The sequence below is a fragment of the Streptomyces tibetensis genome (genome assembly GCF_040647715.1).
Lineage (GTDB): Bacteria > Actinomycetota > Actinomycetes > Streptomycetales > Streptomycetaceae > Streptomyces > Streptomyces tibetensis_A.
Window position 1 is genome coordinate 961,152 of record NZ_JBEZCR010000001.1, and the last position, 22,728, is coordinate 983,879.

At 73.5% G+C, this 22,728-nt stretch carries 13 protein-coding genes; 9 read left to right on the plus strand and 4 right to left on the minus strand.

What is annotated here, in order from left to right; translation table 11 throughout:
- Positions 1 to 128 precede the first annotated feature (128 nt).
- The gene (locus tag AB0B29_RS04340; protein ID WP_352097909.1) at positions 129 to 320 is read left to right on the plus strand and encodes a hypothetical protein; all 192 of its coding nucleotides are present in this window, start codon (positions 129 to 131) and stop codon (positions 318 to 320) included.
- Positions 321 to 416: 96 nt separating this feature from the next.
- Here the strand turns inward: AB0B29_RS04340 and AB0B29_RS04345 are convergent, their stop codons facing one another.
- The 4 genes from AB0B29_RS04345 to AB0B29_RS04360 all read right to left on the minus strand — a co-directional run bounded on the left by AB0B29_RS04345 (position 417) and on the right by AB0B29_RS04360 (position 5,562).
- A complete protein-coding gene (locus AB0B29_RS04345) occupies positions 417 to 1,067 on the minus strand; it encodes a hypothetical protein (RefSeq protein ID WP_362233726.1) in 651 nt (216 codons plus the stop codon).
- A 289-nt stretch (positions 1,068 to 1,356) separates the two neighbouring features.
- Positions 1,357 to 2,460, minus strand: a complete 1,104-nt coding sequence (gene prfB / locus AB0B29_RS04350) for a peptide chain release factor 2 (RefSeq protein WP_362233729.1) — start codon at positions 2,458 to 2,460, stop codon at positions 1,357 to 1,359.
- 58 nt (positions 2,461 to 2,518) lie between these two features.
- The gene (locus AB0B29_RS04355; RefSeq protein WP_362233732.1) at positions 2,519 to 3,766 is read right to left on the minus strand and encodes a serine/threonine-protein kinase; all 1,248 of its coding nucleotides are present in this window, start codon (positions 3,764 to 3,766) and stop codon (positions 2,519 to 2,521) included.
- A gap of 122 nt (positions 3,767 to 3,888) precedes the next feature.
- A complete protein-coding gene (locus tag AB0B29_RS04360; RefSeq protein ID WP_362233735.1) occupies positions 3,889 to 5,562 on the minus strand; it encodes a serine/threonine-protein kinase in 1,674 nt (557 codons plus the stop codon).
- A gap of 361 nt (positions 5,563 to 5,923) precedes the next feature.
- On the opposite strand from AB0B29_RS04360, the gene AB0B29_RS04365 reads away from it, so the two are divergent.
- From AB0B29_RS04365 to AB0B29_RS04400, 8 genes are all read left to right on the plus strand, one after another.
- Positions 5,924 to 10,075, plus strand: coding sequence for an FtsK/SpoIIIE domain-containing protein (locus tag AB0B29_RS04365; protein ID WP_362233738.1), 4,152 nt, complete (start codon positions 5,924 to 5,926; stop codon positions 10,073 to 10,075).
- Between the two features lie 176 nt (positions 10,076 to 10,251).
- On the plus strand, positions 10,252 to 11,664 hold the full coding sequence (locus AB0B29_RS04370) for an ABC transporter substrate-binding protein (protein ID WP_362233741.1): 1,413 nt from the start codon (positions 10,252 to 10,254) through the stop codon (positions 11,662 to 11,664).
- A 4-nt stretch (positions 11,665 to 11,668) separates the two neighbouring features.
- On the plus strand, positions 11,669 to 13,015 hold the full coding sequence (locus AB0B29_RS04375) for a carbohydrate ABC transporter permease (RefSeq protein WP_436845773.1): 1,347 nt from the start codon (positions 11,669 to 11,671) through the stop codon (positions 13,013 to 13,015).
- Entirely contained in the window at positions 13,012 to 13,872 is an 861-nt protein-coding gene (locus tag AB0B29_RS04380; protein ID WP_362233744.1) for a carbohydrate ABC transporter permease, read from the plus strand. Before AB0B29_RS04375 ends, AB0B29_RS04380 begins: the two co-directional genes overlap by 4 nt.
- A gap of 142 nt (positions 13,873 to 14,014) precedes the next feature.
- A complete protein-coding gene (locus tag AB0B29_RS04385) occupies positions 14,015 to 16,276 on the plus strand; it encodes a bifunctional glycosyltransferase/CDP-glycerol:glycerophosphate glycerophosphotransferase (protein WP_362233747.1) in 2,262 nt (753 codons plus the stop codon).
- 158 nt (positions 16,277 to 16,434) lie between these two features.
- Positions 16,435 to 18,633, plus strand: coding sequence for a bifunctional glycosyltransferase/CDP-glycerol:glycerophosphate glycerophosphotransferase (locus AB0B29_RS04390; protein ID WP_362233749.1), 2,199 nt, complete (start codon positions 16,435 to 16,437; stop codon positions 18,631 to 18,633).
- 8 nt (positions 18,634 to 18,641) lie between these two features.
- A complete protein-coding gene (locus AB0B29_RS04395) occupies positions 18,642 to 20,882 on the plus strand; it encodes a bifunctional glycosyltransferase/CDP-glycerol:glycerophosphate glycerophosphotransferase (protein ID WP_362233751.1) in 2,241 nt (746 codons plus the stop codon).
- The gene (locus AB0B29_RS04400) at positions 20,879 to 22,684 is read left to right on the plus strand and encodes a hypothetical protein (protein ID WP_362233753.1); all 1,806 of its coding nucleotides are present in this window, start codon (positions 20,879 to 20,881) and stop codon (positions 22,682 to 22,684) included. The genes AB0B29_RS04395 and AB0B29_RS04400 overlap by 4 nt, the downstream gene beginning before the upstream one ends.
- The last annotated feature ends 44 nt before the right edge of the window (positions 22,685 to 22,728 follow it).

Sequence of the window (22,728 nt, forward strand, 5' to 3'; positions counted from 1 at the left end):
GACTGTGCGTACCACCACAGAAAAGGCGAGGCCGCGCGAGGACCGGTGGAACCTGGCAAAGTGGAGGGGGAACATTCCCGCCCCCACGGACGTTGAACACGTGGAACCGGCGCAAGGAGGGCAAGCGCATGACGTACGACCGGCTGGTGTGCGCGAACTGCGCGTCCCCCGTGAACGAGGGCCGCTGCCCCGTGTGCCGCGCGAACCGCGAGCGGCTGCAACAGGAGAATTTCCTGGCGGGCCTGAATCCGATGGCTCTGATCGCCCTGCTGATGGTGCTGATCGCCGCGGTGGCCCTGCTGGCCCACCAGACCGCGTGACGGCGTAACCCCGAGGACACGGCCGAGGGCCCGGAGCATTCGCTCCGGGCCCTCGGTGTTGCGCTGGGTGCACGGTCCGTACGGACCCGGCTACCGTCAGGCGGCAGCGCCGCCGCGGCCGCTCACGAGGCGGGGCAGCAGACGGAAACCGACACCGCCGGCGATCATCGTGGCTGCGCCGATCACCAGGAAGGTGGTCTGCGCGGCACCCGTCTCGGCGAGCTCCTGGCCATTGCCCTGGGCCTGGGCCTGGGGGGCAGGAGTGGAGTCCGAGCCGATGTCGGTGAGGGAGGAGGAGCCCTCCTCCTGCGGCGAGGTGCCGCCGTCGGGGTCGGCGTTGTTGCCGCCGCTGCCGCCGGTGCCACCGTTGCCGTTGCTGCCGCCGGTGCCGTTGCCGTTGCCCGGGTCGGACGGGACGTCCGTCGGGTCCTCGGTCGGCTCGGTGGGCTCGTCGGTGGGCTCGGTCGGCTCGTCGGTGGGCTCCCCGGTCGACGGCGGGTCCGTCGGAAGGTCGGTCGGCGGGTCCGTCGGAAGGTCGGTCGGCGGGTCCGTCGGGAGCTCGGTCGGCGGGTCCGTCGGGGCGTCATCGCCCGTGCTCACGCCGACACCGACACTGGTGTCACCGAGGCCGACGCTGACGCCCAGGTCGAGAGCGGATGCCGCACCGGCGGCGGTCAGCGAGGCACCGGCCGCGATCACGGCACCGGCGGCTATCCGCGCGACACGGATCCGCGTCTTCTTCGTCATGTGGTTGCTACCCCCAGTAGCTCATCGTCATTAGGCAGCGCTCGGGGCTGTGCTCGACGGGGACAACTGCGGTGAAAGGCGCCCCGGTTCACATGCGCCCCAGAGACACGCATGCCGCGCTTTACCCTTCCCATTTTTCAAGAACACGTCAAGGCCGTTTACGGCCGCCATGTCCAACTACGGGGGCTATGCCGGGAGTCTGAGGGCGTGAGTGTGATGTAAAACCCGGACATGGGGTACGGAAAAGGCAACTGCCGCCCCGATGGCGGCAGTTGCCTTGTCGACAAACTTACTTCTCCTGCTGCTTGCGCCAGCGAATTCCGGCCTCGATGAAGCCGTCGATCTCACCGTTGAACACGGCCTCGGGATTGCCGACCTCGAACTCGGTGCGCAGGTCCTTCACCATCTGGTACGGGTGCAGCACGTAGGAACGCATCTGGTTGCCCCAGGAGCTGCCGCCGTCCTTGAGGGCGTCCATCCTGGCCCGCTCCTCCTGGCGCTGCCGCTCCAGCAGCTTCGCCTGGAGCACGTTCATGGCGGTCGCCTTGTTCTGGATCTGCGAGCGCTCGTTCTGGCAGGAGACGACGATGCCGGTGGGGATGTGGGTGAGGCGCACCGCGGAGTCGGTGGTGTTGACGCCCTGGCCGCCGGGTCCGGACGAGCGGTACACGTCCACGCGCAGGTCGGACTCGTCGATCTCGATGTGGTCGGTCTGCTCCACCACGGGAAGGATCTCCACGCCCGCGAAGGAGGTCTGCCGCCGGCCCTGGTTGTCGAAGGGCGAGATGCGCACGAGCCGGTGCGTGCCCTGCTCGACGGAGAGCGTGCCGTAGGCGTAGGGCGCCTGTACGGCGAAGGTGGTCGACTTGATGCCGGCCTCTTCCGCGTACGAGGTCTCGTAGATCTCGGTCTTGTAGCCGCGCTGCTCCGCCCAGCGCAGGTACATGCGCTGGAGCTTCTCGGCGAAGTCGGCGGCGTCGACGCCACCGGCCTCGGCACGGATGTTCACCAGCGCCTCGCGGGAGTCGTACTCACCGGAGAGGAGGGTGCGGACCTCCATCTCGTCCAGTGCCTTCTTCACGGCCGTGAGCTCGGACTCGGCCTCGGCGCGGGTGTCCGGGTCGTCCTCCTCCTCGGCCATCTCGAAGAGGACTCCCAGGTCGTCGATGCGACCGCGCAGGGCCTCGGCCTTGCGCACCTCGGCCTGGAGGTGGGACAGCTTGCTGGTGATCTTCTGCGCCTCATCGGGGTTGTCCCAGAGGGACGGCGCGGCCGCCTGCTCCTCGAGCACGGCGATGTCTGCCCTCATCTTGTCGAGGTCCAGAACGGCCTCGATCGACTCCATGGTCGAGGAGAGGGACTTGAGCTCTTCGGATACGTCGACGACTGCCACGCCCTCCAGCGTAACGGCTCCGCCCGGCGGCCATCGCCGGGCGGCCGGGGCAGGCGGCTCAGGGGGTCTGCGGGGCGGAGTTCTGCGTGTCCTGGGGAGGCGCGCTCCGGTCGTCGTCCGACGTGGTCAGCCAGGCTCCGACGCCGATCGCCGCCGCGAGGGCCACCGCGCCCGCCCCCAGGGCCAACCGGCGGCGCCTGGTGGCGGCGCGGTTGCGGGCGGAGCCGGGGCGGGGGGCGCCCGGGGCGCGCGGGGCCCGGGCCGTGCCGTGGGCGCCGCCGGCCAGCTCGTCGGGGGCCGGGACGCGCATCGAGGTGTGGGTGTCCCGGTTGGAGTCGGCGGGCTTCGCGCCCGGCACCAGGGGGACCGCGCCCCGCCTCCTGACCCGCTCCCCGGCCGGCGCCGCTCCGGTGGGCTGCTCGTCACGGTCGGACTCCTCCGCGGACTCGGTGTCCGGCTCGTCGACCTCCAGCGGGGGCATGCCCGCCAGCATCGGCAGCAGCTCCCGCAGCCGGACGCCGAGCTCCGAGGCCCGCAACCGTGAGGCCGGGGCCTTGGCCAGGCACTGCACCAGCAGCTGCCACAGCTCGTCCGGGATGCCGGGCAGCGGCACGACCGTCTCCGTGACGTGCCGACGCAGGACCGCGCCCGGATGGCCGCCGCCGAAGGGGGTGAAGCCCGCCAGCAGCTCGTAGAGGACCGTGGCGAGCGCGTAGATGTCGACGGACGCGCGTGGGGGCAGACCCTCGACGATCTCCGGGGCGAGGTAGTCCGGGGTGCCGATGATCTTGGTGGCCTTGGTCCGGCGCGGGGTGTCGATGAGCTTGGCCACGCCGAAGTCGGTCAGCAGCGCGCGGTGGGACCCGCCGGGGCCCAGCGGGCCCTGCATGTCCAGGAGGACGTTCTCCGGCTTGACGTCCCGGTGCACCACGCCCGCGGCGTGCGCGGCCGCCAGTCCGTCGGCGATGTCGGCCGCGATGGCGACGGCCGCCTCGGGGGCCATGCGCCGGTCCCGGTCGAGCCGGGTGCGCAGGTCCGTGCCGCGGACGAGGTCCATGACCAGTGCCAGGTCGTTGCCGTCGACGACCAGGTCCCGCACCGACACCACGTGCGGGTGGTCCAGACCGAGCAGGGCCGTGCGCTCCTGGACGAAGCGTCCGACGAGTTCCTGGTCGGACGCGAGGTCCTCGCGCAGCAGCTTGATGGCGACGGGGCCTTCGGGGCCCTCGCCCAGCCACACCGTGCCGGCGCTGCCCCGCCCGAGGATCTGGTGGGCGGTGTACCGGCTGCCGATCTTCCGTGCCAAGACTGCTCCTACCGACGCGTGTTGTCGCTAAAACTACGCGTAGGGAAGGCCAACCTTCACCGGGGAGGCGGAAATCACCCGCCAGGTGTCGACAAATCACCAACCCCGCAGGGCGGTTCCGGTCAGTTCGTGCCGGAACCGCTCCCGCCGAGCTTCTCGAACCAGCCGGTCACGGTGTTGAACCAGTCGGTGAGCTGGTCCCAGTAGCCCTTGCCGGTGCCGAGCCACTCCTGCAGCGGACTCAGCTCCCAGACCAGCCAGCCCGCGACGAACAGGATGACGATCGTGAAGAGGCAGCCCTTCAGGCAGCCGAGGCCGGGGATCCGCATCGGGTTGGCGCTGCGCTGCCGCGGCTGCCGGGGCTCGCGCTGCGGCTGCTGGGGCTGGGCCGGGGGCGCGGGCGGGGCGTAGCGCTGCGGCGGCTGGGGCCGTTGCGGCTGTGCGGCGTACTGCTGAGGCTGCGGGTTGGCGTAACCCGAGGGGGGCGCCTGACGGCGCGGGGGCTGCTGCTGCGGCCTGGCGACCTGGCGCTGGGGGCGGCGGCGCAGCGGGTCCTCGTTGGGGTCGAGGTACTGGACCTGCGTCTGCTCGTTGCGGTCGCGGGCCGCGCGCAGCTGGTTCTGCCAGGGGTGCGGGTCCTCGGGGCCGCCCTGCTGGTTCTGCGCACCGGGGTGGCCGGGCGAGCCCGGCGGGACCGGCGGCATGACGGCGGTCGGGTCGGCCGCACCGCGGTGGTTCATGACGGCGGTGGGGTCGGCGGCGCCGGCCGGGCCGCCGGTGTGCGGCAGGACACTGGTCGCGGCGTTCGGGTCGTAGGCGCCGGCGCCCTGCGGGAGGACCTGGGTGGGGTCGGCCGAGCCGGGCGTGTCCGGCACCGGCGCGGGGGCCGGGTCGGGCGCGAGCAGCATGCCGACGCCCTCGGCGGCGGCGATCTGCGCGGAGTTCGCGTGCACCCCGATGCCCTCGGCGACGACGCGCAGGCCGCGGGCGAGGTTCTCGGCGCTGGGGCGCTCGTCGGGGTTCTTGCGCAGGCAGCGCTCGATGACCGTCCACAGCGGGTCGGGGACCGTGGAGGGGCGGCGCGGCTCGGAGCTCAGGTGCTGGTGCAGCACCTCGAGGGCCGAGCCGCCGGAGAACGGCGGGCGGCCGGTGACCAGCTCGTACAGCAGGATGCCGGCGCCGTAGATGTCGACGGCGGAGGTCTGCGGGCGGCCCTCGGCGGACTCGGGCGCGACGTACGCGGGCGTGCCGACGAACTCCTGGGTGCGGGTCAGTCCCGGGGAGTCGGCCAGCCGGGCGATGCCGAAGTCGGTCAGCAGCGGGTGCATCTGCCCGTCGTACTGCTGGAGCAGGACGTTGGCCGGCTTGAGGTCGCGGTGGACGACGCCGTCGGAGTGGCTGGCGGCGAGGGCGTCGGCGACCTGGGCGGTGAGCAGGGCCGCGGCGACCGGGGTGAAGGGCCCGTTCTCGCGCAGGTAGCGGTGCAGGTCGGGGCCCTCGACGAGGTCCATGACCAGCGCCAGCAGCTCACCCTCGACGACCAGGTCACGGACCCGGACGATGTTCGGGTGGGTCAGCCGCAGCAGGACGGACCGCTCGCGCAGGAATCGCATGACGATGTCCGGGTCGCCGGCCAGCTCCTCCTTGAGGACCTTGATCGCGACGGTCTCGCCGGGCTGCCCCGGCACGGCCGCCTCGGCGCCCGCCGTCTCGCGCTGGCGGGCTCGCCAGACGGTGCCCGTGGCGCCGCGTCCGAGCGGCTCCTCGAGCAGGTACTTGCTGCCTACCGGCCGCACGTCATGCGCTCCCTGGTGCTTGCCTTGCCTGCTGGCCTGTCCGACCCACTGTAAGGCCGGGGGCCGGGGACCGGAGTGTCGTCTTCCTGTGGGTCTTACGTAGCGGCCCTCACACTCGTTCGAAGGGAAGACGCTCACCTCGGTCTCGTGGTTGCCGCAGGGGAACGTGAGTGATCTCAAGCGGTCGCCTGTGGGTCATCTCTCAGGCACTTTTGCGGGCAGAGCCGACCATTCAAGATCACCTTTTCCGGAGCGACGGGCGCACTGTCAGTGGCAGGTGCGAGGATGCTGCCAGTACTGGCCGACGTGCTGGGGCGGGGTGGGGGACTCCGCGCCCGGGCAGAAGGGACCGCTGACGGCGATGCAGATCCGGCTGACCGTCGTAGATCCGCTGGGCCCGTCGGCGCCGGCGCGGGATCGCGCCCCGCGCAGCGACGTGCTGGTCACGGCACCCGCCGGTACGGCGCTCGCCGCGGTGGCGTCGGCGCTCGCCCAGGCGGTCTCCGGCGGTGACGGCTCGGGCACGCCCGTGCTGTACGCCGGGGAGCAGCGACTGGACGCCCAGCGCTGCACGCTCGGCGAGCCGCCGCTGACCGACGGCGCCGTGCTGTCCGTGGGCGCGCCGGGCGAGCCGGAGCCGCATCCGGAGCTGGAGGACGCCCCGGCCCAGCTGCAGGTCGTGGCCGGGCCCGACGCCGGCGGTGTCCATCTTCTGCACGGCGGCGAGATCCGCATCGGCCGCTCAGCTGACGCCGACGTACCGCTCGACGACCCGGACGTCTCCCGCCTGCACTGCGCCGTGACGGTGAGCGCGGACGGCCGCGTCGCGGTCGCCGACCTGGACTCCACGAACGGCACGACGGTGAGCGGCGCGCGGGTGGGCGGCCGGGCCGTCCCCTTCGTGCCGGGTGCGCTGCTGCGGATCGGCGAGTCGGCCCTGCGGCTGGCTCCCGCCGGGGGGCCGGGGGCCCGGGTGGAGACGACCCCGGACGGTGAGGGGCACGTGCGCGTGGCCGGGCCCGCGGAGGCATCCGCTCCCGGCGGGGCGACTCCGGGAGCGGCCGGGCCCCCGGGCTCCACGCACCACGCCTACGGCTCCGCGGTCTTTGGCACACCGGCTGCTCCCGGGCGCGGCTCCGCGGATCCGGCCGTGGTGCCGGGGCAGGGCGGGGCACCGTGGATCGAGGGCGGGGGTGCGGGCTCCGGGTCGGAGGCGCCGCGCATAGAGGGCTCGGGTTCGGCAGCGCCGCGGATAGACGGCGGCGGGGCGGGCTCGGGTTCGGCAGCGCCGCGGATAGACGGCGGCGGGGCGGGCTCGGGTTCGGCAGCGCCGCGGATCGAAGGCACAGGCGCCAGGTGGGACGCTCCGCGGGAGCGGGGACACGGCGGCGGGAGCCACACTGCGGACAGCGGGGGCGAAGCCCGCTCGGGGGGCCACGACAAGGAGGGTCCGGTCCCGGGTGCCGGCGGTGAAGCCCGGCCCGGGGGGCGCCGGGGTGAGGTGCCGCCCCGGGGTGCCGCGGGCACGGCCCGCGCCGAGGGCCACCGCAACGAAGGTCCGGTCCCGGGTGCCGGCGGTGAAGCCCGGCCCGGGGGGCGCCGGGGTGAGGTGCCGCCTGCCGGCACCGGGGGCGCTGCTCACGCCGGGGACGGTTGGAGTGAGGTGCCGCCCGGGGGCACCGGGGGTGAGGCGCGGCGGCAGACGGCCGGTGGAGGAGCACGGTCGGGGTCCGCCGGATCCGGGTGGACATTCCCGGAGGCTCACGGAAAGCGCCCCGGTTCGCCGGAGGAAACGCGCCGGACCACCCGGCAGCACGACGCGGCTCAGGGTTCGTCGCCCCTGGCTCCGCCCGGCCCCGGGCAGGGGCGCGATGCGGGGCTGCCGGGGAGCGGCGCCGGGGACACGCATGCGGGTCGTTCCGGGGCCGGGGCATTCGGCGACATGGCCCCCGCCCGCACCGGACCGGCGTACGGCGTCGGCGTCGGTACAGGCGTCAGCCCCGGCGCCACGGACGGGAGCGGTCACCACCCCACGAACCCGGGCGCTGCCGGCGACGACCCGGCCCTCGCCGACCAGCGTGCCGGTCGTGGGCGCAAGGGCACTCCCCTCCGCGGCACCGACCTGCCCCAGCAGTCCCGCAGGCGTGGCGGGCTCGGGGCGTGGGCCCGGCGGCTGACCGGAGGGCGCGGCGAGCAGGCGGCGGAACCCCGCGAGACGTACGAGGACGAACCGGCAGCGGTGGTGGCCGCGGAGCACCACCCGGTCGTCGTGCCGGCCGCCCCGGAGACCTGGCCGGACCCGGCCACACTGCTGCTCACGGCCCTGGGGCCCGGACCGCGGCTGTGGGAGCGCGGCCCCGGCCACCCGGAGGCGCTCGCCGTGCGCCTCGGTACGGCCGACCGGGTGGCACCGGACGGCTCGGGCCTGCTGCCCGCCGTCCCCGTGACCGCCGGACTGCGCGAGGTCGGCGCCCTGGGACTGGCCGGGCCGCGGGCGCGGCTGACCGGGCTGACCCGTGCCGTCCTGGCCCAGCTCACCGCCCTGCACTCCCCCGACACGCTGGAGATCGTCCTGATCGCCGCGGACCGCTCCCGTTCCCTTGAGGAGCGCACCGCCGAGTGGTCCTGGCTGGGCTGGCTGCCGCACGTGCGCCCGGGGCACGGGCAGGACTGCCGGCTGCTCCTGGCGCACGACCGCGAGCAGGCCGCCGCCCGCGTCGACGAGCTGACCCGCCGTCTGGAGGACCAGCTGGCGGACGCGAGCCAGGCCGGCAGCCCCACGGGGCTCGGCGGCCCCCCGGCGAGCGGCGGCACCCCGTCGACCGGCGCCCCGCCCCCGCACCACACCGTCCCGGCCCCCCGCCGTCCTTCCTGGGCCCTGGGTGACAGCGCCGGCGGGGACACGGCGGGCGGATTCCCCGGTCCGTACACCGTCGTGGTCGTCGACGGCGATCCCGGCGGTGCCGACCTGCGCGGAGCCCTCGCGCGGCTCGCGCTGGAGGGCCCTCGGGCCGGGATCCACGTCGTCTGCCTGGCCGAGACGGCCGCCGCCTCACCGGCCTCACCGGTGACGGACACCTACGAGGCGGCCTGTTCGGCGGCACCGGTCTTCCGGCAGTGCGGCGCGGTCGCGCTGCTCAGCGGGGACGTGGCGACGGCCCTGAGGCTGGTGCGTGTGGCCCGTACCGGCGGCGACGGCTCGTCCGCGGGGCCCGTCGGGCACGGCACGGTCGCCACCGTCGACGCCGTCTCCGCCGCCTGGGCCGAGCGGTTCGCGCGGGCGCTGGCACCGCTGCGGACGGACGGCCCGGCGAGCGAGCGCCAGCCGCGGGTCTCCGCACCGCTGCCGCAGGCGGCACGGCTGCTGGACGAGCTGGGTCTGGCCCGCGCCACCCCGGCCTCACTGATGGCCCGCTGGGCGGACGCGGCCGACGACGCGGAGGCGCTGGGCGGACGCGTGCGCGCGGTGCTGGGCGCCGGGCCGCGCGGCCCGGTCGGCGTCGACCTCGCCGCCCAGGGGCCGCATCTGCTGATCGAGGGCCCGCCGGGCAGCGGCCGTACGGAGCTGCTGCGCTCGATCGTCGCGTCCCTGGCCGCCGCCGAGCGGCCGGACCGCCTCGGCATCGTGCTGGTCGACGGCCGGGGCGGCCCGGGCGCGGGCGGCGGCAACGGCGAGGGACTGCAGGTGTGTACGGACGTACCGCATGTCACCACCTTGCTCATGGCCCACGACCCGGTCCGCATGCGGGAGTTCGCGCAGTCCCTGAGCGCGGAGCTGAAGCGGCGCGCCGAGCTGCTCGGGCGGTCCGGCTTCGCCGAGTGGCACACAGGCCGCGAGCTGTCGGGCCGGATGGTCGCGCAGCGCACGGCGACGGCCCGGGGCGGTGCCCAGGCCGACGCGGTCGGCGCGGGAGGGGCCGGCGACCTCGACTCGCCGTCCAGTTCCACCATGCGGCTGCGGCCCGGCGCGGCCCGGCGGCAGCCGGACGTGGCCGCACCCCCGCTGCCCCGGCTCGTCGTGGTCGTCGATGACCTGGACGCGCTGGTCGCCCCGGCGCTCGGCTCGACCGGGCGGCCCGCGGCCGGGTCGGTGATGCGCGCGCTGGAGGCGGTGGCCCGGGACGGCGAGCGGCTCGGCGTCCATCTGGTGGCGGCCACCGGCCCGTGCGCCCGCACGGCGGAGACGGAACCGGCGCGCCGGGCCACCCTGCGTGTCGTGCTCGACGCCCCGGCCCCCGGCCCGGAGGAGCCGGCGCCCGGCCGGGGAAGGCTGACCGGCGCGGACGGGCGGGTCACCCCGTTCCAGGGCGGCCGGGTCACCGGCCGGATCCCGCGGACGGCGACGCTGCGCCCCACGGTCGTACCCCTGGAATGGCACCGCATGGGTGACCCCCCGGCCCGGCGTCCGGTGCGGGAACTCGGAAACGGCCCGACCGACCTGGCACTGTTGGCCAGCGCGCTGGAAAGGGCGGCTCGGGAGGTCGCGGCTGCGAAGGTGCCGTCGCTCCTGTAAGCGGGGAGGGTCATCGAGCCCACCCGCGTCATGGGGCCGCGTACCTGGTCACGAGGGAGTCACGATCCCCCACTTGACAGCCGATGCCATCTTGCCGCCCCCGCACACCCGGGCGTAGACCAGATCGCACGGGAGCGCGCTCGACGTTCGACGAGGAACGAAGAAGCGGGGCAGTCATGCGCATGACGAGCAGCACCATCCGGACACGCTGGTCGCCCAAGCGGGACACGGCGACCCCTCAGAGCCGCAGAGCCGTCAAGGCCGCGGCCGCCGTCGCGGCGGGAGCCCTCGCGCTCTCGCTCAGTGCCTGCGGGAGCACCGACAACGACAGCGGTGGAAGCACGGGCGACACCTCGGAAACCGGCAACAACGTCACCCTTCCCAAGCTGGACGGGACGAGCCTGGAGATCGCCGCCGTATGGACCGGCACGGAACAGGCCAACTTCAAGAAGGTCCTGCAGGAGTTCGAGAAGCGCACGGGCGCCAAGGTCACGTTCGTGCCCGCACAGGACCCGATCATCAACTTCATCGGTTCGAAGGTGGCCGGCGGGCAGCCGCCGGACATCGTGATGCTGCCGCAGCCCGGCGCCATCAAGCAGGCCGTCGACAAGGGCTGGGCCAAACAGCTGGGCTCCGGCACCGTCAAGGAGCTCGGCGAGAACTACTCGCAGGGCTGGCAGGACATCGGCAAGGTGAACGGCAAGCCCTACGGCGTCTACTACAAGGCCGCCAACAAGTCCCTGATCTGGTACAACAACCAGGTCTTCGAGAACGCGGGAGCCAGTGAGCCCGAGACCTGGCCGGACCTGCTCAACACCGCGCAGACGGTCTTCGACTCCGGCGTCACCCCGTTCTCCATCGGCGGGGCCGAGGGCTGGACGCTGACCGACTGGTTCGAGAACGTCTACCTCTCCCAGGCCGGCCCCGAGAAGTACGACCAGCTGGCCAAGCACGAGATCAAGTGGACGGACCCGTCCGTGAAGGACGCGCTGACCACCCTCGCGCAGGTCTGGGGCAAGCCGGACTGGATCGCGGGCGGGGCGAGCGGGGCGTTGCAGACCGACTTCCCGGCGTCCGTCACCCAGGTGTTCACCGGCGGGGACCAGCCCAAGGCCGCCATGGTGGCCGCGGGCGACTTCGCGCAGGTCAACATCCCGAAGAACATGAAGATCGGCACGGACGCGAAGGTGTTCCCGTTCCCGGCGGTCGGTGACAACGGACCGGTGGTCTCGGGCGGCGACGCGGCCGTGATCCTCCAGGACTCCAAGGGCTCGCAGGCCCTGGCGACCTGGCTCGCCTCCCCTGACGCGGCGTCGATCCAGGCCAAGCTGGGCGGCTACCTCTCGCCGAACAAGAACGTGCCGAACTCCGACTATCCGAACGCGGTGCAGCAGAAGATCGCCAAGGCGCTCATCGACGCCGGTGACGACTTCCGCTTCGACATGTCCGACCAGGCCCCGCAGGCCTTCGGCGGAACGCCCGGCAAGGGCGAGTGGAAGATCCTCCAGGACTTCCTGAAGAACCCGAAGGACATCGCGGGGACGCAGGCGAAGCTGGAGACCGAAGCGGCCGCGGCGTACGGGAACTGACGTCATGACGTCGGTTTCGGCGGCAGGGGGCCACAAGCCCCCTGCCGCTCCCAAGTCGCGCAAGAGTGTGACCGGCACCCGCAGGACCGTCGCGGCGCTGTTCCTGCTACCCGCGCTCGTCCTGCTCGGCGCGCTCGTGGTGTACCCGATCGGGTACTCGGTCGTGCGCAGCTTCTACGACCAGTCCGGTGACGGCTTCGCCGGAATCGACAACTACAAGGCCCTCTTCACCGACGAGGGCATCCGCACCGCGCTGAAGAACAACATCATCTGGGTGGTGTTCGCGCCGACGGTCGCGACCGCGCTCGGCCTGATCTTCGCGGTGCTGACCGAACGGGTGCGCTGGGGTACGGCGTTCAAGCTGGTCGTCTTCATGCCGATGGCGATCTCGATGCTGGCGGCGGGCATCATCTTCCGCCTGGTGTACGACCAGGACCCGGACAAGGGCGTCGCGAACGCGGTGTGGGTGGGCGTGCACGACACGTTCGCCCAGGCCTCGGCGTTCCCGAAGGCCCACCCGGGCCGCGAGTCGCCGCTGAAGCCGGCCGGCGGGGGCGCGTTCGTCACCACGTCGCCCGTCCGCACGGGCGAGGCGGTCTCGCTGCCGCTGGTGGGTGTGGCGCCGGATCAGATGCCCGACGGCGCGAAGACGGCGGTGGCGCCGAAGCCCGAGCCGGGCAAGATCACGGGCACCACCTGGCAGGACTTCACCCGCGGCAAGGGCGTCGGCACGCTCAACGGTGTCGACCCGTCCGAGCTGGGCTACGCCGGCATGCGGGTCGAGGCCGTGAAGGACGGCAAGGTCGTCGCGTCGACGACGGCCGCGGGCGACGGCACCTTCACGCTGCCCGCCTCGGCCGACGGGGCCCTGCTCCGGCTCCCGGCGAGCAACTTCAAGGAACCGTACAACGGCCTGGACTGGCTCGGCCCGTCCCTGGTCACCCCGGCCATCATCGGCTCGTACATCTGGATGTGGGCGGGCTTCGCGATGGTGCTGATCGCGGCCGGGCTCGCGAGTGTGCCCCGGGAGCTGCTGGAGGCGGCCCGGGTCGACGGCGCGAGCGAGTGGCAGGTGTTCAGACGCGTCACGGTGCCGCTGCTGGCGCCGGTCCTCGCGGTCGTCACCGTCACCCTGATGATCAACGTGCTGAAGATCTTCGACCTGGTCTTCATCATCGCTCCGGGCTCCTCCCAGGACGACGCGAACGTCCTCGCGCTGGAGCTGTACCGCAAGGGATTCTCCGAGGACCAGCCGGGCATCGCCAGCGCCATCTCGGTGTTCCTGCTGCTGCTCGTGATCCCGGTGATGTGGTTCAACGTACGTCGGCTGCGGCGGGAGGTCAGGCGATGAAGGCCAAGCAGTCGCTGGGATCGCGGCTCGCCGAGGGGGTCAGCGGCGGGCTGCTGCGGGTGTTCCTCATCGTCGTCGGACTGTTCTGGCTGGTGCCGACCATCGGGCTGCTGGTGTCCAGCCTCCGTGCGCCGGAGGACATCGCGGCGAGCGGCTGGTGGAAGGTGTTCACCGAGCCCTCGCAGATCACCTTCGACAGCTACTCGAAGCTGCTGCAGAACGAGGACATCACCAACAGCCTGCTGAACACGGTGTGGATCACCGTACCGGCGACCCTGCTGGTCGTGGTCATCGGCTCGCTCGCGGGCTACGCCTTCGCCTGGATGGAGTTCCCCGGCCGGGACTGGTGGTTCCTGGGCGTGGTCGGGCTGCTGGTCGTGCCCGTGCAGGTGGCGCTGATCCCGATCGCCGAACTCTTCGGCAAGATCGGCATCTTCGGCTCGGTGCTCGGCGTGGTGCTCTTCCACGTCGGCTTCGGACTGCCGTTCGCGGTGTTCCTGCTGCGGAACTTCTTCGCGGAGATCCCGCGCGAGCTGCTGGAGGCGGCGCGCCTGGACGGGGCGGGTGAACTGCGGCTGTTCTTCCGTGTCGTGATGCCGCTCGGCGCCCCGGCGATCGCGGCCCTCGGCATCTTCCAGTTCCTGTGGGTGTGGAACGACCTGCTCGTCGCGCTGATCTTCTCGGACTCCGGGAGCCAGCCGATCACGGTCGCACTGCAGACCCAGGTACGGCAGTTCGGCAACAACATCGACGTGCTGGCACCCGGCGCGTTCATCTCGATGGTGGTCCCGCTGGCCGTCTTCTTCGCGTTCCAGCGGCAGTTCGTGTCCGGCGTGATGGCGGGCGCGGTCAAGTAGCGATCAGAGCACGGTAGTCGAAGGGGTGGGCCGGGGGCGGTCCGCCCCTTCCGTGTTCCCCCGGATGCCGTAGCGACCGTAACCAAGTCGGCCCATCGGCCGTTGCCGGGCCGAACGCCCGCGCCGACCGATGGATGGCCTCTTGCCCAGGTTCAGTGTCATTGTCCCCGCGTACCAGGTTCAGGCGTACCTGCACGAGTGCCTCGAATCGGTGCTCTCCCAGTCCTGTTCCGATCTGGAGCTGATCGTCGTCGACGACTGCTCGCCGGACGCGTGCGGCGCGATCATCGACGAGTTCGCCGCCCGCGACACGCGCGTACGCCCCGTCCATCTGCCGCAGAACGTGGGCCTGGGCCGCGCGAGAAACGCCGGCGTGGCGCACGCGAGCGGCGACTACCTGCTGTTCCTGGACAGCGACGACACCCTCACGCCCGACGCGCTGCGGTCGATCGCCGACCGGCTGAAGGAGACGGGCGAGCCGGACGTGCTGGTCTTCGACTACGCGCGCACCTACTGGACGGGCGAGGCGATCCGCAACCAGGCGGCCCCGCAGCTCACCGAGCAGGGCCCGGCGCCGTTCCGTCTGGAGGACCGGCCGGGGCTGCTGCGGCTGCTGATGGTCGCCTGGAACAAGGCCTACCGGCGGGAGTTCGTCGAGAAGGGGGGCTTCGTCTTCCCGCCCGGCGTCTACGAGGACACGCCCTGGACGTACCCGGTGCTGATGACCGCCGACTCGATCGCGACCCTCGACCGGGTCTGCGTGCACTACCGGCAGCGGCGGCAGGGCAGTATCCTGCGCACCACCAGCGAGCGGCACTTCGACGTCTTCGAGCAGTACGACCGGGTCTTCGCGTATCTCGACGAGCGCCCCGAACTGGACCGGTGGCGGCCGGTGTTGTTCCGCCGCATGGTGCACCACCTGGTCATCGTGTACTCCCGGCGGGACCGGCTGCCCCGGGGCTCGCGCGCCGACTTCCTGCGCCGGGCCCGCGCCCACTACCGCCGTTACCGCACCCCCGGCGTCCCCGGCCCGATGCGCTGCCGGATCCACCACGGCCTGATCCGCTTCGGCCTGCACCGCACCTACCGCACCCTCCAGCTGGCCTCGGCCCTGCAGCGCGCCGCCGGCCGCACCGCCGGCAAGCTGCTGCGGGGCCTGCGGTCGGCCGCCCTCAGGACGCACTACCGCGTGCAGCGCTGCCTGCCGCTGCGCGCCGACCGCGCCGTCTTCGCCGCCTACGACGGCCGCGGCCACGGCTGCAATCCGGGCGCGCTGGAGGCCGCGTTCCGCGACCTCGCGCCGCACGTCCGCACGGCGTGGATCGCCCACCGCGAACACCACCACACGATCCCGCCCGGCCCGCGCCGCATCGTCCCCGGGACGGCCGCCTACTGGACGGCGCTCGCCCGCTCCCGCTACCTGGTCAGCAACACCGGCTTCGACGACCGGCTGGCCAAGCGCCGGGGCCAGATCCTGATCCAGACCGGGCACGGCACCCCGCTCGGCCACATCGGGCTCGACCTCCAGGAGCGCCCCGCCGCGGCCCGCGGCCGTGACTTCGCGCGGCTGCTGAAGGACGTCGACCGGTGGGACTACGTGCTGTCCGCCAACCGCCACACCACCCTGACCAACGAGCGCGTCCATCCCGGCCGCTACACCACGCTGGAGTACGGCTACCCCCGCAACGACGTGTTCCGGACGGCGACCCCGGCGGACGTGGCCCGGCTGCGCGCCTCGCTGGGCATCCCGCGGGGTGCGGTGGCGATCCTGTACGCGCCGACCCACCGCGACTACCGCCGCTCCCCGCGCCGGCCCCTGGACCTCCAGCGGATCGTGCGCCGCCTCGGCCCGCGCTTCGTTGTCCTGGCCCGCGCCCACCACGGCTACGACGCCCCACTGACCAGCACCTGCGGCCGGGTCGTCGACGTCTCCGGCCACCCGAGTGTCGAGTCGCTCTGCCTGGCGTCGGACGCCCTGGTCACGGACTACTCCTCGCTGATGTTCGACTACGCCAACCTGGACCGGCCGATCGTCGTCCACGCCGACGACTGGGAGGCGTACGACGCGGCCCGCGGCACCTACTTCGACGTGCGCGAGGCCCCGCCGGGCGCGGTCGCCCGCGGCGAGGACGAACTGATCGACATCTTCGCCACCGGCCACTGGCGCGGCTCCCGCTCGACCCAGCTGCGGGCGGCGTTCCGCGAGCGGTTCTGCACCTACGACGACGGGCGGGCCGCCGAGCGGGTGGTGCGCAGGGTCGTGCTCGGGGAGTCGGAGCTGCCGCCGGTCGTGCCGCTCGGCGAGCGCCGCCCGGTGCCCTCGGCGGCGGCCTCGCTGACGCGTGAGCCGCTCACCACGGTGCCGCTGCCGGCAGGTCCCCACACCGTCACCGACAGCCTCTGACCACGGTTCGCACCCGGGGGAGCCCGCATGCCCTCCAGCCCGTCGCGGCCGACGCCGTCCCGGCCGCCCTCCTGGCGGCCGTCGGGCCGTCCGGGGCGACCACGACCCGTGTGACCCGGCCCGCCCCGCCAGACCCGCCTCCCGACAGAAAGAGCCACATGCCCCGTTTCAGCATCGTCGTCCCGTCCCATGGGGTCGCGGGCCGGCTGTCCCTGGCGCTGGACTCCGTCCTCGCCCAGTCGTTCGGCGACTTCGAGCTGATCCCGGTGTGCGACGCGCCCGACGCACCGGCGGCGGACGTCGTCGCCGGGTACGCCGAGCGGGACTCCCGGGTGACGCCGGTGCACTCGCCGCCGTCGGACGGACTGGCCGGGGCGCGCAACTCCGGGCTGCGGGCGGCCGTCGGCGGCCATGTGCTGTTCCTCGACGGCGACGACGTCCTGGTCCCGGGCGCGCTCGCGGCCCTGGACGCCCGGCTGGGCGAGACCGGCGACGTGGACGTCCTGTACTTCGAGCACGAGCGCACCCCCTGGTGGGAGGGTGAGCCGACCAACCCGGCCGCGCCCCTGCTGGCCAGGACGCCGGACGGGGCCTTCTCCCCCGGTCGCGCCCCGCACGTGACGGGCGTGGCGCTCCCGGCGTGGAGCGCGCTGTACCGCCGGGCCTTCCTCACCGAGCACAGCCTCGCCTTCCCCGGGAACCACTACACCGACATCGGCTTCGGCGGGCTGGTCGCCCTGCGGGCGGAGCGGGTGGCGGTGCTGCGCTCGGTCGTCGTCCGGCATCTGCTGCGCCGGCAGGGAAACCTGCTCGGCCTGCCCGGCGAGCACCACACCGAGCTCCTCGACCAGTGCGAGCTGGTGCTGGCGCGGGCCGCGGAGCAGGGGCTTTCGGCGGACCGGCTGTCGCCGCTGTTCGAGCAGCTCTTCGCCGCCGTGCTGAAGACGGCCGCCCATCCCCGGCGGCTGACGTCCGGACGGCGGGCCTTCTTCCGGCGGGCGAGTGTGCTCTACCGGCGGCACCGCCCGGCCGGTCACCGGACGCCCGGCGGCAGCCTCGGCGTCCAGCACCGGCTGCTCGCCGCCGGGTCGTACCCGGCGTTCCGCGCCCTGCGCGCCGCCAACCGGACGGCCGTACGGGCCGCCGCGCTGCTCCCCCGCCCGCGTGGGCTGCGCACCCGGCTGCGCTACGCGCTCGGCCTGCGCCTCCCGCTCGACGAGAACCTCGTCGTGTACTGCGCGTACTGGGGGCGCGGCTACGTCTGCAACCCGGCCGCGATCCACGCCAAGGCCCGCGCACTGGCGCCGCACCTGCGTGCGGTGTTCCTGGTCGAGCCGGACGCGGTGGGCAGTGTGCCGCCGGACGTGGAGTGCGCGGTGATCGGCAGCCGGAGGTACTGGCAGGTGCTGGCCCGCGCCAAGTACCTGGTCAACAACGCCAACTTCGCCGATGCCGTGGTCAAGCGCCCCGGCAGCGTGCACCTGCAGACCCAGCACGGCACCCCGCTGAAGACGATGGGCGCCGACCAGGCGACGTACCCCGTGGTGGCCGCGGCGACCGGCAGCATCGCCAGACTGCTGGCCCGGGTGGACCGCTGGGACTACAACCTCACGAGCAACCGGCACTCCACCGAGATGTGGGAGCGGGCGTTCCCCAGCGCGCACGAGACCCTCGAGTACGGCTATCCGCGCAACGACGTGTACTGCACGGCGTCCGCCGAGGACGTGGCCCGGATCCGCAAGGAACTGGGCGTCCCCGACGGCAAGAAGGCCCTGCTGTACGCGCCCACGCACCGCGACTACGCCACCGGTTTCGAGACGGGCCTGGACCTCGCGGAGTTCTGCGAGGCGATCGGCGACGCGTACGTGGTGCTGCTGCGCGCCCACTACTTCTACGACCAGGGGCCCGGCAGGGGCGGCGGGCGGATCATCGACGTCACCGGGCACCGCTCGTCGGAGGACGTGTGCCTGGCCGCCGACGCGCTGATCACGGACTACTCGTCGATCATGTTCGACTACGCCAACCTGGACCGGCCGATCGTCGTGTACGCCGACGACTGGGACGTCTACCGGGAGACCCGGGGCGTGTACTTCGACCTGATGGATCTCCCGCCCGGCCGGGTCGCCCGCACGCCCGAGGAGCTGGCGGGCGTCTTCCACGACGGCTCCTGGGCGGACGAGACCGCCACGTCGCTGCGGGCCGCGTTCCGGGAGCGGTTCTGCCAGTTCGACGACGGGCGGGCCGCCGAGCGCGTGGTGCGCAGGGTGCTGCTCGGGGAGCCGCCCGAGTCGATCCCACCCGTGGTCCCGCTCGCGGAGCGCGTCCCGGCCCCCGCCGCCACCCTCGTGAGGAGCTGACCGAAGAAGTGCCCCGCTTCAGCATCATCGTCCCCGTCTACAAGGTGCAGGGCTTCCTGCGCGAGTGTCTCGACTCGGTACTCGGCCAGTCCCACGGCGACTTCGAGGTGATCGCCGTGGACGACCGCTCGCCCGACGGCAGCGGCGCCATCCTCGACGAGTACGCCGCCCGCGACGACCGGGTGCGGGTGCTGCACCTGCCCGAGAACGTGGGCCTCGGCCGGGCCCGTAACGCTGGCCTCGCGCAGGCGGCCGGCGACTACGTGCTGTTCCTGGACAGCGACGACGCCTACACACCGGGCCTGCTGGCCGCCGTCGCCGCCCGGCTGGCGGCGACCGGCGAGCCGGACATCCTGGTGTTCGACCATGTGCGCACCCACTGGTGGGGCCGGGGCGGGCGCAGCGAGGCGGCGGATCTGCTGGCCGCGGCGGGGCTGGGGACGTTCTCCGTCCGGGAGAGCCCCGAGTATCTGAACCTGTTCCTGGTCGCCTGGAACAAGGCCTACCGGCGCTCGTTCTTCCAGGAGCACGGCCTGCAGTACGCGGCGGGGCTGTACGAGGACGCGCCGGTCACCTACCGGTCGATGGTGCTGGCCGAGCGCATCGCCTGCCTGGACCGGATCGGCGTGGAGTACCGGCAGCGCCGGCAGGGCGCGATCACCAGGACACCGGGGCGCCGGCACTTCGACATCTTCCCGCAGTACGAGGGTCTGTTCGCGTTCCTGGAGCAGCGTCCCGACCTCGACTGGGCGCGGCCGCTGCTGCTGGAACGGGCCCTGGACCACATGCTGTTCGTGCTGGCCCGCGAGGACCGGGTGCGGCCCGCCGACCGGGGCGACTTCTACCGCGAGATCCGCTCCTTCCACCGCCGTCACCTCCCCGAGGGCGGCTTCCCGCGGCCGGACGGCTGGCGCGGGGCGGAGATGCGGCTGCTGGCCTCGGCGCCCTACGCGTCGTACGCGGCGGCGCGCGGGCTGCGGGACCTGCGCGGTGCCGCCGTGGGCGGGCAGCGGAAGGTGGCGAAGAGGGCGTCGGAGACGGCCCTGCGCGGCTGGTACGCGGCCCAGTCCAAGCGCCCCCTCGATCCGCACCTCGCCGTCTACTCGGCGACCCACCACCGGGGCGTGACGGGGGATCCGGCCGCGATCCACGCGAAGGCGCGCGAGATCGCCCCGCACATCCGGGGCGTGTGGGTGGTCCGGGAGGACGCGGTGGACGCGTTGCCGCCCGGCATCGACCATGTGACGCCGGGCTCGCGGCGCTACCACGAGGTCATGGCGCGGGCCACGTACTGGGTGAACAACGTCAACTGGCCCGGCACCCTGGCCAAGCGGCCCGGCAGCGTCCACATCCACACCCACCAGGGCACCCCGCTCAAGTACATGGGCGCGGACCTGCTGACCAAGCCGGGCGCCCGGCACGGCTTCGACGTGCCGCAGATGCTGCGCCGGGCGGACCGCTGGGACTACAGCCTCGTCGCGGGGCGGCACGCGGAACGGGCGTGGGAGCGGGCGTACCCGTGCCACTTCACCTCACTGCGGACCGGCAGCCCGCGCAACGACGTGCTGGTCGGCGCGGGCCCCGAGCGGGGCGGGGAGGTGCGCGAGCGGCTCGGCATCCCGGCCGAGGACACGGTCGTGCTGTACGCGCCGACCCGCCGCGACTACCGGCGGGGCGGCCATGTCGACCGCTTCGACCTCGCCCGGTTCGCCGAGGACCTGGGCCCCGGGCACACCCTGGTCGTCCGGCTGCACCCGTCGCTCGCGGCGGGCGTGGCGCGCGGCCTCGGCCTGTCCGACCTGCACCGGCGGGGCGTGCTGGTGGACGCGACCGACGAGCCGCACGTCGAGGACGTGCTGCTCGCCTCGGACGTGCTGGTCACCGACTACTCCGCCCTGCTGTTCGACTACGCGCTGCTGGACCGGCCGATCGTCGTCCACGCCGACGACTGGGGGGCGTTCGCGGCGAGCCGGGGCGCCTACTTCGACATCACGGCCGACGCCCCGGGCCATGTGTCGCGCTCGTACCGGGAGCTGGCCTGGCTGTTCGCCTCCGGCACCTGGCAGGACGCGGAGGCGGCGCGGCTGCGCTCCGGTTTCCGGGAGCGGTACTGCGAGTTCGAGGACGGGCGGGCCGCCGAGCGGGTCGTCCGGCTGCTGATGCTCGGCGAGCGGGGCGGGGCGCTGCTGCCCGCGGCCCGCCGGACCGAGGGTGTCCGCATCCGACCCGAGGCGCTGATCGAGAGATGAGAACTCCCGCGACCCCCGAGGCCGTCCCCTCCCTGCCCGGCCAGCGGGCCTCCTCGGCGCGGCCGCCCGCCGTCGCCGAGCGGCTGCGGCCGGTGCGGTGCTGGCACGCCACCCTGGTGGCCGTGCCCACCGCGGTCCTGTTCGTGCTGGGCTACCGGCGCCGCTGGATCTGCGACGACGGGCTCATCTACCTGCGTCCGGTCCGGCAGATCCTGGCGGGCAACGGGCCGGTGTTCAACGTCGGGGAACGGGCGGAGAGTTCGACGGGCACCCTCTGGCAGTGGCTGCTCGCGCTCACCACCTGGGTCACCGGCGAGGACCCGGCGTTCCTCGCGGTCGGAGTGGGACTGCTGCTGAGCACCGCCGGGTTCGCGTTCGCCCTGCTCGCCACGTGCCGGTTGCACCGGAGCGCCGGGCTGCTGTTCCCGGCGGGCGTGTTCGTGCTGCTGGCCGTGCCGCCGTTCTGGTCGTACATGACGTCGGGCCTGGAGAGCGGCCTCGGCGGGTTCTGGACCGGCCTGTCGTGGTGGCTGCTGGTGCGGACCCGGCGCGGCCAGGGAGCCCGGGGGACGTGTGCGGCCGCCTTCGTGTTCGGGCTGGGTCCGCTGGTCCGGCCCGATCTCGCCGTGGTCACGGCGTGCTTCCTGGCCGCCCAGTGGTGGGTGCTGCGCCCCTCCCGGCGGGGTACGGCGGCGATGCTGGCGTCGGCGGGGGCGGTACCGCTGGCGTACGAGATCTTCCGGGCCGGGTACTACGGGATCCTGGTGCCGCTGCCGGCCATCGCCAAGGAGGCGAGCGCCAGCGACTGGGGCCGGGGCGCCGGGTACGTGCAGGAGACGCTCGGGCCGTACTGGCTGTGGCCGGTCGTCCCGGTGCTCGGGGCGCTGGCCGCCTTGCTGGTCCGGCGCACCCGCCGGGAGCAGCGGGGCCGCGTCCCGGGGCGTGCCTCGCTCGCGGTGCTGCTGGCGCCGCTCGCGGCGGGCCTGCTGCTGGCCGGGTACGTCGTGCGCGTCGGCGGCGACTACATGCACGCCCGCATGATCCTGCCGGCGTTGCTCCTGCTGCTCCTGCCGGTGCTGGTCGTGCCCGCGACCAGGGTCACCGGCGTGGCGGGGGCGCTGCTGGCGGTGTGGCTGTGTGCGGCGGTCAGTCCGCTGCGGGCGCCGTTCGACGTGCGCAGCACGCCCACGTCGTTCAACGTGCGCAGCTCCGACGTGGAGGGCCTCGGCGACCACAACCCGGTGCGCACCGCCACCTGGGTGGCCAACTGGCCCGCCCTGCCCGAGGGGCGCGCCATGCTGGCCCGGGCGGAGCGTGCGCCCGGGCCGACGCTGCTCTACTTCGACGCCGGGCGGCGGCTGCACGCCACGCCGATGCGCACGGGCGCCCCGTACCGGGTGGTGATCGTGGGGCGTCACCTCGGAGTGACGGGAGCGGCGGCGCCGCTGGACGCCTACGTCAACGACGCCTGGGGGCTGGCCAGCCCGATCGGCGCGCATCTGGCGCTGGAGCGGTGGAGCTGGCCGGGGCACGAGAAGTTCCTGCGCAACTACTGGATCTTCGCCGAGTGGGCGCCCGAGCACCCGCCGCAGCGCGACCTGCTGCGGGCCGGAGCCGCACGGGAGACGGTCCTGGCGGCCCGGGCCGCGCTGGGCTGCGGCGAACTCGCCGAGCTGCGGGAGTCGGTACGCGCACCGCTCACCGCCGAGCGGTTCTGGCACAACCTCACCGGGTCGGTCGAGCGGACACGGTTCCGCTTCGCACGCTGGCCGGCGGCGGCACAGCGGGCACTGTGCGACTGACGGTCGGCAGGTGGGGGTAGCCGTCTCACCCGATGAAGTGATCC

Coding starts and splice junctions, on each gene's coding strand:
- AB0B29_RS04365 (WP_362233738.1), top strand. CDS start 5,924: ATGCAGATCCGGCTGACCGTCGTAGATCCGCTGGGCCCGTCGGCGCCG.
- AB0B29_RS04345 (WP_362233726.1), bottom strand. CDS start 1,067: ATGACGAAGAAGACGCGGATCCGTGTCGCGCGGATAGCCGCCGGTGCC.
- AB0B29_RS04370 (WP_362233741.1), top strand. CDS start 10,252: ATGCGCATGACGAGCAGCACCATCCGGACACGCTGGTCGCCCAAGCGG.
- AB0B29_RS04375 (WP_436845773.1), top strand. CDS start 11,669: ATGACGTCGGTTTCGGCGGCAGGGGGCCACAAGCCCCCTGCCGCTCCC.
- AB0B29_RS04390 (WP_362233749.1), top strand. CDS start 16,435: ATGCCCCGTTTCAGCATCGTCGTCCCGTCCCATGGGGTCGCGGGCCGG.
- AB0B29_RS04400 (WP_362233753.1), top strand. CDS start 20,879: ATGAGAACTCCCGCGACCCCCGAGGCCGTCCCCTCCCTGCCCGGCCAG.
- AB0B29_RS04340 (WP_352097909.1), top strand. CDS start 129: ATGACGTACGACCGGCTGGTGTGCGCGAACTGCGCGTCCCCCGTGAAC.
- AB0B29_RS04380 (WP_362233744.1), top strand. CDS start 13,012: ATGAAGGCCAAGCAGTCGCTGGGATCGCGGCTCGCCGAGGGGGTCAGC.